The following is a 13614-nucleotide window of genomic DNA, read 5'->3' on the forward strand; positions in this document are numbered from 1 at the left end:
ATCTGGATCAATAAGAAGGTATCTGCAAACGAAATCACATATGAAGCTTTATTTGTGAAGTAACCTTTGTACTTATACTTAACGTAGAAGATTTGTGCTGCCTGAAGGAAAACAAGGAATTGGAGGATCAAAAATATGAGGATTTATAACAAGAAAGGGAACATACTTAGGTTTGTGTAAAACCAATCAAGATACGTTCCCTACTTTTTTATTGCAACTTTTCAATTATACTAGATAATTATTTTAATATGCTCTGCCCCAATAAACCAATTTATCCGCCTTCTTTCCACAACATACACAATTGTCTGAAATATGTTCCTGATCAAATGGGATACATCTTGAGGTTGCCCCGGTAAGTTCTTTTATTTTCTCTTCACATTTGGCATCCCCGCACCACATAGCTTTTACAAAACCTTTTTTGTTATTTTGTATATCTTTAAACTCTTCCATATCTACAGCATTATGAGTATTTTCTTTTATAAACATCTCTGCTTTTTTTAACATGGAATTGTGGATATTATCCAATAATGCTGGTATTTCATCACAGAGATTACTCATAGGTACTATTATTTTTTCTCTGGTATCTCTTCTAACAAGCACAACTTGATTTTTTGCAATATCTTTAGGGCCTACTTCTAAACGAATAGGTATACCTTTCATTTCATGTTCACTAAATTTCCAACCTGGCATTTTATCACTATCATCAATTTTTACCCTTACAATTTTGCTTAATTCCTCTTTCAATTCATTTGCCTTCTCAAGTACTCCTTCCTTATGCTGAGCTATAGGAACTATTATTACCTGCACAGGGGCTATTCTTGGAGGAACTATTAATCCATTATCATCTCCATGCACCATTATAAGAGCTCCTATAACTCGAGTGGTTATTCCCCAGGAAGTTTGATATACATATTGTAATTTCCCATTTTTATCTAAATATTGCACTTCAAAAGGTTTCGCAAAATTTTGACCGAAATAATGAGATGTACCTGATTGTAGCGCCTTTCCATCATGCATTAGCGATTCTATGGTATAAGTGGCTTCTCCTCCTGCAAATTTCTCACTTTCAGTTTTTTGTCCCTTTAAAACAGGGATGGCAAGCATTTCTCTGCACAATTCCTCATATATATTAAGCATCTTTATAGTTTCTTCTCGTGCCTCTTCTTCTGTAGCATGTATTGTATGACCTTCCTGCCATAAAAATTCTGTAGTTCTCAAAAAAGGTCTAGTAGTCTTTTCCCATCTTACTACGGAACACCATTGATTATATAGCTTTGGGAGATCCTTATAAGATTGAACTATTTTAGCATAATGTTCACAAAATAAAGTTTCTGAAGTAGGTCTCACACATAACTTTTCTGTAAGTTCCTCATTTCCACCCTGAGTTACCCATGCAACTTCAGGAGCAAATCCTTCTACATGATCTTTTTCCTTTTCAAGGAGTGACTCTGGAATAAAAAGGGGCATATATACATTTTCATGACCTGTCTCTTTAAATCTTCTATCCAGATAACCTTGAATATGTTCCCATATGGCATAAGCATAAGGTCTTATTATCATACATCCCCTTACACTTGAGTAGTCGGCTAGTTCTGCTTTCTTTACAATATCAGTATACCACTTGGCAAAATCCTCATCTCTAGATGTTATTTGCTCTACCAATTTTTTATCCAATTTAATTACCTCCAAATTATAATTTCTACGAACTTATTTTAAACATAAAAAAGCCCCTAATCCCCAAAAGGGACCGAGGTTATGTCGGCGGTACCACCCTGATTAGCATATTTAATATCAAATACACCCACTTAAAATTTTAACGGCTGTCACCGCTGTACTCTAATAATTAAAATACAGAAACTCCAGGGCAGGTTCAAAATAATTCCTTGGAAACTCTCACCATACGTTTCCTCTCTAAAAAAGAATATGAAATTTACTAATCCCTTTCTTTGTATTTTTAATATTCAATTAAACGCAATGATATTTTATATAATAGGTTATAAAAAATTTATTGTCAATATATTTTTCAGCAATGCTATGTACACCTGGCCTGATGACAGCTTACAAGAAAAAAATCGCCTTATATAATACCGAACATAAAGCAACAAAAGAAAATTGTATTTTCTATGAACCATTTCACAGAAAGAAATTGCAAGAATAATTTTATGAAGGATTTACATACAGACAAGAGTACATAAAAACTGTATTGCCCAAAGAAATATTAAAAGAATAAACCTGAATCAGGTAACTACTGTAAATGGGAACCCATTGTATACATAGTTGTAATGTTTATGGGACGTTTTCTTCTATTCAATGAACTTGGATTTGCAAAATTACTTTATGGATTTTAAATGATTAGATAAACTTCAATTTGTTAAACAACTTAAAAAGTACATTAATACTTGACGTTTTTTTAATATTCTGTTTCAAATTATTAAAAGAAACAAAACCAACTACTACCACAACTACCAATGTTGATATTAATAGTATGTGTTTCTTTCTTATTTTACAAAACATTTTTCTTTCCCCCATATCGATATTTTGATCTAATAATTAATAGATAAATTATATCATAATATCAAATCATCAACAATCCAAGAATAATATGTAATTTCCTAAAAACCCATTAATACCATATAAAAGATTAAGCCCCTGATTTTGAACAGAATTTAATAAATTCCTCATTTCTCTTAAATTTAAACCCTTATTTAAATATTTGTTAGTTTTTCTCCAAAGACAACTTTCTTATTATTAAACATTTTCTAAGTAGTACTATAGCATCTTCAGCCTGTGCGAGAGCATGAACTTCTTTCCACTCTCCCGTATTTCTTCGTTTTATACCTCAACTTGTATATTTGTGTCATAAGAAATATAATAAAATTATGGAGGTGCTATGAGTGGATTATATAACTACAAAAGAAGCAGCAAAGAATTAGGGAATCACAGATAGAATGGTAGTGTATTATTGCTCTGCCTGGCGAATTAAGGGAGCTAAAAAAATAGGAAATACGTGGCTTGTTCCAGTTGACGCTGAAAAACCTGCTTACGAAAGACAGCAGCAGTAAAGTAAAGGAAGGTGAAAATAATAAATGAAACACATATTTTTGCTTGAAGACGATAAGACAATCGCCAAGAATCTTGTACTTCTGCTCCGCTCGGAGGGATTTACAGTAACTCACGCCTCTACGCGAATTGAAGCCCTTACTGAGCTTTCTCGGAATAAATTTGACCTTGCATTAATTGATATTTCTCTGCCTGATGGAAATGGGTTTACAGTTTGCACGGAAATTAAAGGAACGCAGGATGTTCCTGTTATATTTCTTACGGCATCTGGTGATGAAGCAAGTGTTGTCACCGGGCTGAACATGGGCGCAGATGACTATATAACAAAGCCTTTTCGTCCCCGTGAATTGATTGCACGAATAAAGACCGCCTTGCGAAAAAGCGGACATTCAAGAGTGGATTTTAAAATTTACGGGCTTCATGTGGATACGGCAAGCGGTGTTGTGAAAAAAAACGGCAGTGAAATTTTCCTCTCGGCATTGGAATACCGATTGCTTCTGATGTTTATCGGAAACCCCAAAAGTATTATCACAAGAGGCAGACTGCTTGACCAATTGTGGGACGCGGCAGGCGAGTTTGTAAATGATAATACACTTACTGTATACATAAAACGCTTACGGGAAAAAATAGAGAATGACCCAGCAAACCCGCAAATTATCTTAACTGTCCGCGGAACAGGATATAGACTAGGGGGAGAATATGCTTCGGAATAGAGAGCTTTTTAAATTTACCATTTTGTTATCCTTAATGGCCGCCGCCTCTATACTGATGGGATTTTCAATCAACATGTCAGCTGGAATCTTATCCATTATTTCTGCCGCTGCCTTTTGCACAGCTTTTTTTGTGTTTACCAGAGCCAGATATAAAAGCATCGCGCAGATTTCAGATCAAATTGATCTTGTGCTTCATAATGCTGATCATCTGTATATTGCCGAATCGGACGAAGGGGAACTTTCCATTTTGCAAAGCGAAATAACAAAAATGACGCTGCGTATTCGTGAGCAAAACGATGCCCTTAAAAAAGAAAAAGAGCATCTTGCCAATTCCCTAGCTGACATAGCCCACCAACTTCGAACTCCACTCACATCTGCAAACCTTATTCTGTCATTGGTAGAGACCAACCCTGATGAGAATAACCGGAAAGCATTGATACGGGAAACAGAAGGATTGTTTGTACAAATAGATTGGCTACTCACTTCCCTACTGCAATTATCACGCCTAGATGCGGGTATTGTGGTATTTAAAAGCAAGCAGATAGATGTAAAGGACTTGATATGTACCGCACTTCGCCCATTCCTGATCCCAATGGAACTGCATGATATTGATTTGCGAATAGATGTACCAAAAGGGATGATTATTCAGGGGGATTCAGGCTGGCTCTCAGAAGCAATTCAAAACATCCTCAAAAATTGCATAGAGAACACGGGTGAAAAGGGTAAAATTGAGATTGTCTGCAGATCCAATCCTCTGTTTAGCGAAATTACTATTCACGACAGCGGAGCGGGTTTTGAAAAAGAAGATTTACCTCACTTGTTTGACAGGTTCTATCGTGGGAAAAACTCAAACGCCACAGGATATGGGATTGGATTGGCTCTCTGCAAGATGATTATAATACGGCAGGGAGGAACAATTACTGCAAAAAATCACCCTAAGGGCGGTGCGATATTTGCCATTCGTTTCCCAAAGTGACGAATCTCTCACCTGAAAGTCACAGAGATGTAAGCTAAAGGTTCTATTATATAAGTAAACCACAGGAAACAAGAAAGGAGACTCCCATAATGGAATTTTTAAAAATTGAAAATCTATGTAAAATCTATGGCAAGGGTGAAAATCAAGTTACAGCACTTGACCATGTTTCGCTTACAATTGAAAAGGGAGAATTTACTGCAATCATAGGATCCTCAGGCTCCGGTAAATCCACATTACTCCACAGCATCGGTGGTGTAGATGTACCAACAAGCGGAAAGATATATTTGGACGGACAGGATATATATGCTCAAAACAACGAAAAACTTGCCATCTTCCGCAGGCGTCAGGTTGGACTTATTTACCAGTTCCACAACCTCATTCCAACACTAAATGTGGTGGAAAACATTACCCTACCTATACTGATGGACAAAAGAAAAGTTAACAAGAACCGCCTTGATGACTTACTCAATCTGCTTGGGTTAAAAGACCGTAAAACGCATTTACCCAATCAGCTTTCAGGCGGTCAACAGCAGCGTGTTTCCATTGGACGCGCTTTAATGAACGCTCCAGCAGTCATGCTTGCCGATGAACCTACAGGTAGTTTGGACAGCAGAAATGGACATGAAATTATAAATCTGCTCAAATTAAGCAATCAAAAATATCATCAGACCCTTATCGTGGTCACCCATGACGAAAATATTGCTCTGCAGGCAGACCGCATTATCGGCATATCAGACGGCAAAATAGTACGAGATGAGAAGGTGAGACCATGAACATTTTCAATAAAGTCACACTGCAGGGTATGAAAAAGAGCCGCACACGAACAATTGTAACGATTATCGGAGTTATTCTGTCCGCTGCCATGATCACGGCAGTAGCTACCTTTGGCATTTCTCTTCTGAACTATTTGGCAAAGGGTGCTGCTCAGAAATACGGTGGTTGGCATGTGGAGTTTTTGAATGTTGATTCCTCTTTTGCGAAGGAAAGAAGTCTGGACAAAGAAGCCATAAACACCGCGGTATTTGAAAATATAGGATACGCAAGACTTGATGGATCAAGAAATCCAAAAAAGCCCTATCTTTTTATAGCTGGATTTAGTGAGAAAGCCTTTGATACCCTGCCTCTAACCCTTGTTTCAGGCAGATTGCCTAAAAATAGCAGCGAGATTGTTGTTTCAATGGGCGTCGAGACAAAAGGCGGTGTTAAGTTCTCACTAGGTGACACACTTTCACTTGATGTCGGAAACCGCATGGAAATAAGCAAAAATCTCGGTCAACACGCCCCTTATATTTTCACGAAAGAAAGACTTGTACCAAAAACTACGAGAACTTACAAGGTTGTTGGTATCTATCAAAAAGCCTATTTTGAGGAAGATTCCGCACCAGGATATACCTTGATAACAAAAGCCAATCCGCAAGAAAAAGCTAACAGCCTGAGCCTGTTCATCACGCTTAAAAATCCGCGCAGGGTTCACTCTTACGCAAGCAGCACGGCTCAAAGCCACACTTATATCTTTAACGATAATGTGCTGCGCTTCATGGGTCTTTCAGAGGATAATATATTTAATACTTTTCTGTACTCAGTTGGCGGTATTTTAGTTATCTTGATAATGATAGGATCTATTTTTCTAATTTATAATTCATTCAACATATCCCTAAACGAGCGTACACGCCAGTTTGGAATTTTGTCATCGGTAGGTGCCACAGCAAAGCAGCTGCGAAATTCGGTGCTATTTGAAGGAATTTGCATTGGTGCAATTGGCATACCTATTGGAATTATCGTCGGCATAGGTAGTATCAGCCTTGTAATTTCTATTGTTGCCAAAAAATTCGAGAATATTATGTACAGCGGCGTACCTTTAACCTTGACGATATCTATACCGATAATTGTTGCTGCAGCAGCAGTCAGTATAATTACGATTCTGATTTCGGCCTATATCCCGGCAAGAAAAGCTGCAAACACTCCAGTTATGGAAAGTATTCACCAGACGAACGAGGTCAAAGTTGAATCAAAAGCTGTGAAAACATCAAAACTTGCACAGCGTATTTATGGTTTAGAGGGAACTCTTGCGCTAAAAAATTTTAAAAGAAACAAAAAACGCTATCGCAGTATTGTACTATCACTTATTTTAAGTGTGGTGCTGTTTATATCCACCAGTTCTTTTGTAACGTATATGAAACAGGCGTCGGAGAAGGTTACAGTATTTACCACATACGACATTGGTTTAGCCACGCCGGACATGGACGATAGCAAAATGCTGCAGCTTTATTATAAACTAAAAAATGTGGATGGCGTTTACGAAAGTTCATATCAAGCACTTTTGAAGTATTCATGTACTGTCAAAACAGACAATCTTTCAGATGCTTATTTAAAATATGCAGGCTCACCTTCACCTAATGAAACCATTAATCTGCCAATAGACATTCAGTTTATTGATGACAGCACCTATTTTAATATTATCAAAGGTTTGGTTTTACCAAAAAATGAGTATACCGGTCAAAATGCTAAAATGATTGCTGTTGCAAAAATGACAAACCAAACGAAAGCCAATCAGGAGGTTAATGATTTAAACGATGTGTTCAAAAATTCTTTTATAAATTTTACCATTGCTCCCGAAGTAAATGGCAAGCCCAAGATAGAACAGGGGCAAAACGTAAGCATTAAGTTTGTAAATACCGTACCGCCTGATACTCTCCCGGTTCTAGAAAACTCTAGCACAAATAATCCACTTATTTTTAGGGTGATTGTTCCCTATTCGCTGAAAGACAAGTTTGAGACCCCTGATACCTATGTTGCTGCTAAAGGCTTGACATTTAAATCAAAAAATCCAACACAGTCAGCATCTAAAATGGAGACTATACTTAAAAGCGCGGGAATTAAATCCAGTTATACTCTGTACAATTCTCATAAAATGCTTGATGAGAATCGCAATTACATATTTATTGTCAACGTGTTCTCTTATACTTTTATCATTATGATTTCGCTGATTGCGGTTGCAAATGTGTTCAACACCATTTCCACAAATATCAAACTACGCAGACGAGAACTTGCTATGCTGCGCTCTGTAGGGATGTCTGACCGTGATTTCCAAAAGATGATGAATTTTGAGTGTGCCTTTTATGGTATGAGGACGCTGCTCTTCGGACTTCCCATAGCAGCAATCTCTTCTTGGTTGATTTACAAAGGGATGGCAAATGGCGGGGCAGACAATGTCCATTTTGTATTCCCGTTAGGAAGTATGGTTATCAGTGTGTTCAGCGTGCTCTTTGTGGTATTTATTACAATGATGTATGCCACTGGCAAGATAAAAAAACAAAATATTATTGACGCTCTTCGGGACGATATGACTTGATTCAATACTAATATTAACCTGAGTTGGAAAATAAAAAAAAGTTATAGATATAAAAATCACCTTACTTTTACATCCTTATGTATCAAAAAGTAAGGTGATAGTATTAAATTTAAGTACACTCAAATTACTCTTTCTACAACTTTCCCAATAATGGTACCTATCATTGTCTTTCATTCTTCTGGTTAACTCATATTACTTCTGGAGGTTTAAAATATCTTTTCTCATATCCTCCGGTATTCTATTTAATGTCATAGCGGCCACTATCCTTTTTTGTGTTTAATTATATTGTAATAGGCGAGCATATGCTTACTTTACAAAATATGAAAAATACGACTTATTGCAAGTAACCCTAAATAATATATTATAAATAAATATCAGAAAACTCTACATTAATATGTTCTATAAGACGGTTATCTAATAGATTTATCATTTCTTTCTCTTCGCATTTTTTAACTATTTTTTCATCAGGGAGTAAGATTGAAAAGGTACTACCTATGCCAACTTTGCTTTTAACAGATATACTACCTCCTAATGCGTCAACAAGCTTTTTTACCAGCGATAAGCCGAGACCTGTACCTTCTGCCTGCCGTGATAAGGAGCTATCAACCTGTCCAAACCGTTCAAAAATCATATCTATTTTATCATTAGGAATGCCTATTCCATTATCCTCTACTTCAATACATATGTTTTCTTTTATAGAACTTAGCTTCACAATAATGTCCTCTCCTCCCGACGTAAATTTAATAGCATTAGAGATGAGGTTTAAAAGTATTCTTTCATATTTTTCATCATCAATCCTGAGTATCTTCTTTTTAAATGAAGATACAAACATTAGCTTAATACCCTTTTGTGAGGCATATGTACATACAGAATCAGTGATAGCCTTTGTTAGAAAGACGATGTCCAGGCTTTTTTTATGTACTTTAATGCGTCCTGCGTTAGCACGGGTAATATCGAGGAGGTTATTGACCAATCTTAATTGCCTATATGTATTCTTTCTTATAATATTAGTATATTCTTTAGCCTTATCCGGTAATTCGTCACCACAAATATAATTCATTGCTTGGGTAGCACTACTAATGACAGTAAGTGGTGTTCTAAGTTCATGCGATATTATTGAGAGAAACTCGTCCTTCATTTTTATAGCATTTTCAAGTACTTCCAGTTTCTCTTGCTCATATTTAACTTTTTCTGAAACATCGTGTGCACATATGATACCACAGTCTATTTCTCCTTCTTTATTATAAATAGGTGTTCCAGTGATACTATAATGAACAGTCTTATCAGGCATTTTTGCTGTTACAAAAAATTCACGCACCTTTTCGCCTTTTAATATTGTTGAGCTAGGAAAATCATCCAAAGTAATTTCATTTCCACCTCTATCATAATACCTTGTCTGAGTACAACTATCTCCATTCTCTGGCTTATAAAATAAATCTGTAGCTGCCTTATTAAGCACAGTTAACATATTGTCCTTATCCAATAAAATCAATCCATCAGCCATATTTTCAACAAGTAGTTCTAATAGTTTTTTTTGTTTTTCTATTACTTTATTCTTTTCTTCCAGTTTCTTTCTATAAAGAACTCTATCAGTTACCTCATCACAGAAAATTAAAATATATCTAATGTTTTCGTTTTCATATAGAGGCATAAAAGTAATATCCCAATATGTTATGCCCCTTAAAAGTTTATCAAGTTCAAACTCTTTTATATGTTGTGATTTACCATTTGCAACCATATTAAATATATCCTCGGCACTACGCCATCCTTTGATAATTTCACCTATAAATCTACCTAATGCATTTTCCGCGGTACTATATGATGCATCAAGAAAATTAAGGTACTTTTGATTAGCTTTAAGTAAAATATAATCTGGGATGCTATATATTGCCACCCCATATATATCCTCGGAAGACATTTGGGAAAGAAAACTAAATCTATAATCAAATCGTAAATTTGGCTTCTCTTTTAAAATATATATTTGTTCATTTTTTTTTCGTATTACTTCAATATTAATAAATCTAACTTCAAATGATTTAGTAAATAAAAAATAGTTGGCCTGTTCGTCAATGTTATCAATACTGACATTTGGGCCAACTCTCAAGATTCTAAACACGCCTTCTATATTTCTATTTAGTAGTTCATCACAAGTATATTCAGTTATGTCAATGAATTGTTGGCTAACTTTTATAATCTTCTTATTCTTTACTAATATAACCGCCACTTTATTTAAATTGTTAAAGAAATCTTCATCGCACATAATATACTCCCCCTTAAATTTTAAATGATTGTCATTTATACTTATAATTACATAAAAATATTTTACCATAATATTATACATATTTCCACTATGAGTCACCCAAACCAATTTATTGTAACCTCTAAAATAAGAAGAATTAACATTACGTTATTTGGTCTCAAAAAATATTATTCCTGTTTTTACTCATAGCAGTTACATCGCCTTTTTTTACAATAACGTCACAACTAAATTATATTCGCCATATATTGAATTAATATTTCTCTAAAAAACAGATAAATCCTCCTAAAAGGAGAAAACTTTAACAATTTAAGAATAATACACATCACTATTGGTTACTATACTATGGTATCCATCACAAAAACTTTTATATAAGAAATCCCATTATTATTGCTTTAATCAATGGGATTCTTTATATTTAAACCAAATATTTATACCCAAAATTAATGGTATCAAGTATTTTATCTATGCTATATCTTGCACCTTTAACCTTCTCAATATACAATTCCTCTGCTTTCCTAACTCCCCAGGGAGTACGCCTTATTTTATCCATAGCTCTATACTCTATATTCCTTGCCTTAGTTCCTGTAACATTAAATACTTGTTCTACTTCCTCACAGCTCATACACTTATTATTGTCCCATCCGTACCTTAATTTTAGAATTTCCCTTTCATTTAAGGTATTATAGCTATTCATAACATCCTCAAGCTCTTTCCTTAGCTGCAGGTTGTATATTCTATCCTCTACATTCTCATAGAGGTTATTTTCATCTTTTATAGAATCCACAAGCTCCGTATCATTTTTTTCACTTACAGGTACATTTATGCTTACTTCATCATTTGTATTTTTACTCCTTATAAAATTGTTCATCTTCTGGTGAATCCAGTATACAGCATAGGTTATAAATTTAGTCCTTTTAGGATTATCAAAATCATATTTTTTAGCAGCAACCATAAGCCCTATAAACCCTTCCTGCTGCAAATCCTCAATATCTATAGAATTGGTTTTTTCAGTATAGAATTTGTTAGCCAGTTTACGGACCATACCTGTATTTTTCTCTACAAGCTCATTTAAGGCCTGATTATCCCCACTTTGGTATAATTCCACCAATTCTTCATTAGTCATGCCAAATCACCCATAACATCATTCATCTTGCTAATAGCTTTATTAATCCATCTATTTATAGTTGTACTTTCTATGTGATATATACCTCTTATCTGAATTATTGGTACCTGCTTCCAATATGCCAAATACAATATATTCTTTTCATCTTCAGTGAGTAAGTTAAATGCTACGTTAACACTAGATATTTCCCTCTTAAGCCTAGATACCTTGGAACATTTCTCTAAATAATCATCATACTCAGCTTTATTATTCTTGTCAGGTTTTATACATTCAGATTCCAGCATCTTTATTTCATGCAGTTTCCGGAAATACAACTTTAAATCCTGACGTTTTATTTTATCTTTTACCATAGTAGGACCTCCCTCATTTCTATTATTTTAATTACCAGGAGCGGTTAATTTTTAAGCAGTAAATCTAAGAATTAATTATTTATTTCCCTTTTTAGGGAGTTCAAAAAGTATAGATAACCTCTTTTTTAGGGACTGCAAAAACTGTAGATATTTCTTTTTAGGGACTCAGAAAACTCGCAATAATTCTATTAAATGAATTACTCTGATATAAAAAAGCACAGGAAAAAGGATTCTCTAACTTTAGATTGTCCTAATTTTCCCGTGCCTTTTACAGCTTCCACTATCTCTAGTAGGGTACTTAACTCAAATATTTATTTTTGGGATTTATTATATCATAATGTCGTCTGAATTAAGCATTTTTATACATTTTATGTTATTTTTATAATTATTTTATGTTTTATCATATTAAATTAAGCTTTCATTTTTAAATTAAATCTTTTAAATAGATATACTGTTATTTTGGCAGATATAAGCCCCAAAACTATTCCAGCAAGCACATCAGTGGGATAATGCACATATAAATATATTCGTGAAAAAGCTATTAAAATTGCTACAACCAAAAATACAGGTGTATAGTTTTTAAAATATCTACATAATATACTAACTGCCGCAAAAGATGCCGTAGTATGCCCGGATGGGAATGAATATGAAACTGGCTTTGCAATCAAAAGCTTCATATCTGGAACAAAATAAAATGGCCTTGTACGTTTAAATAAATGTTTTAGTAATCCTTCACCAGATATTGATCCTATTATTAGAGCTACTAAAACCATAATTCCAATTTTCCTATATTTCTTAATTGTTATCAGAAACATAGAAATCACAATCCATATAAGCCCCTTATTACCAAGTGAAGTAAATACAATCATTATCTTATCTAAAGCGTGATTATGCATATTATTTGCTATATATGAGAGAATATTTTCATCAAATTTATATATTAATGCAACCATTTTTTATCTCCTTATTACTTCTTTTATATAATCAATCAATAATACTACATTTTAAATTTAAAATCCAACAATTGCTTTTCATATTCCCCACTGTTCTTTTAACTTATTAATGAATTTCATCATATCAGAATCACCCTCCTCCATGTCTGGATGAAACTTTAATGCAAGAACTTTATATATCTTTTTAAGCTTGGCCTTATCATCCTCATTGTAGGTACTTTGTTTATTTTCAAAGTAACCACTATTATAATTATTACTGTAGTTACTTTTGAAATTGTCATAGTAACTACTATAATATTGTTGCTGTGCCCTATAATTATCCTTCAGCTCTTTTAAATACTCCTTATTCCTAAGAACTCCAAATACATCATAACAATAGTCATAGGTTCTATCCCCATACTTCTTTTCAAAAGCGGCTTTTGCCTTTATGTATTCTTTTAATATTTTCTCATGTTTTCTTTTAACCTTATATTCTTTTGTTGCCTCAAATTCTTTTTCTACTGCCGCTATTATAGGGTCAAATTTTTCATACACCATATCATATAATTCATCTTCTGTAATGCCTAATTCTCCGGCTTTTCTCTCAATTCCGCCTATAATATGATCCCCCTATGTATGACCATCCATCAGTTATATCATAATAGCCTACAGTACATATTATCAATTGTTTTTTCTTAACCTTGCCATTCTCCCTATAGCTTTTATGGACACTTATTTTAAACGCCTCCCTATGAGGTCTTTTAAATCTTTCTCCAGTATACCTATAATAACACGTTGTGCTATGTCTTGTATTCAAAAATATTGAAGCAAAAAAAGCATAAAATATC

The 13614-nt window shown here is 34.3% G+C and carries 11 protein-coding genes, 1 pseudogene and 1 other annotated feature; of the genes and pseudogenes, 4 read left to right on the forward strand and 8 right to left on the reverse strand.

What is annotated here, in order from left to right; all coding sequences use genetic code 11:
• Positions 1-243 precede the first annotated feature (243 nt).
• Positions 244-1680 (reverse strand): proline--tRNA ligase, encoded by a 1437-nt coding sequence (gene proS / locus V7Q02_RS05655; RefSeq protein ID WP_333860043.1) that lies wholly within the window; start codon positions 1678-1680, stop codon positions 244-246.
• A gap of 59 nt (positions 1681-1739) precedes the next feature.
• Positions 1740-1956 (reverse strand) — a binding site (T-box leader).
• Positions 1957-2352: 396 nt separating this feature from the next.
• On the reverse strand, positions 2353-2514 hold the full coding sequence (locus V7Q02_RS05660; RefSeq protein ID WP_333860032.1) for a hypothetical protein: 162 nt from the start codon (positions 2512-2514) through the stop codon (positions 2353-2355).
• A 572-nt stretch (positions 2515-3086) separates the two neighbouring features.
• Here V7Q02_RS05660 and V7Q02_RS05665 point away from each other — a divergent pair.
• From V7Q02_RS05665 to V7Q02_RS05680, 4 genes are all read left to right on the forward strand, one after another.
• Positions 3087-3773 carry a response regulator transcription factor gene (locus V7Q02_RS05665; RefSeq protein WP_333860033.1) on the forward strand — a complete coding sequence of 229 codons (687 nt, stop codon included), beginning with the start codon at positions 3087-3089 and terminating at the stop codon, positions 3771-3773.
• Entirely contained in the window at positions 3760-4749 is a 990-nt protein-coding gene (locus V7Q02_RS05670; protein WP_333860034.1) for a sensor histidine kinase, read from the forward strand. Before V7Q02_RS05665 ends, V7Q02_RS05670 begins: the two co-directional genes overlap by 14 nt.
• Positions 4750-4838: 89 nt before the next feature.
• Complete coding sequence (locus V7Q02_RS05675) at positions 4839-5522, forward strand: ABC transporter ATP-binding protein (RefSeq protein WP_333860035.1); 684 nt, start codon at positions 4839-4841, stop codon at positions 5520-5522.
• A complete protein-coding gene (locus V7Q02_RS05680) occupies positions 5519-8101 on the forward strand; it encodes an ABC transporter permease (protein ID WP_333860037.1) in 2583 nt (860 codons plus the stop codon). The genes V7Q02_RS05675 and V7Q02_RS05680 overlap by 4 nt, the downstream gene beginning before the upstream one ends.
• Before the next feature lie 361 nt (positions 8102-8462).
• Here V7Q02_RS05680 and V7Q02_RS05685 read toward each other — a convergent pair whose 3' ends face one another.
• The 6 genes and pseudogenes from V7Q02_RS05685 to V7Q02_RS05710 all read right to left on the reverse strand — a co-directional run.
• Positions 8463-10361: a PAS domain-containing sensor histidine kinase gene (locus V7Q02_RS05685; RefSeq protein ID WP_333860038.1), complete on the reverse strand. Its 1899-nt coding sequence runs from the start codon at positions 10359-10361 to the stop codon at positions 8463-8465.
• A gap of 415 nt (positions 10362-10776) precedes the next feature.
• Positions 10777-11484 carry a sigma-70 family RNA polymerase sigma factor gene (locus tag V7Q02_RS05690; RefSeq protein ID WP_333860039.1) on the reverse strand — a complete coding sequence of 236 codons (708 nt, stop codon included), beginning with the start codon at positions 11482-11484 and terminating at the stop codon, positions 10777-10779.
• Positions 11481-11834: a hypothetical protein gene (locus tag V7Q02_RS05695; RefSeq protein ID WP_333860040.1), complete on the reverse strand. Its 354-nt coding sequence runs from the start codon at positions 11832-11834 to the stop codon at positions 11481-11483. The genes V7Q02_RS05690 and V7Q02_RS05695 overlap by 4 nt, the downstream gene beginning before the upstream one ends.
• A gap of 410 nt (positions 11835-12244) precedes the next feature.
• Positions 12245-12787: a phosphatase PAP2 family protein gene (locus tag V7Q02_RS05700; protein ID WP_333860041.1), complete on the reverse strand. Its 543-nt coding sequence runs from the start codon at positions 12785-12787 to the stop codon at positions 12245-12247.
• 78 nt (positions 12788-12865) lie between these two features.
• A complete protein-coding gene (locus V7Q02_RS05705) occupies positions 12866-13324 on the reverse strand; it encodes a hypothetical protein (protein WP_333860042.1) in 459 nt (152 codons plus the stop codon).
• A gap of 46 nt (positions 13325-13370) precedes the next feature.
• Positions 13371-13614, reverse strand: a pseudogene (locus V7Q02_RS05710) (hypothetical protein); the annotation flags it as partial.

The sequence above is a fragment of the Clostridium sp. genome, assembly GCF_036781005.1.
Classification (GTDB): domain Bacteria; phylum Bacillota; class Clostridia; order Clostridiales; family Clostridiaceae; genus Clostridium_B.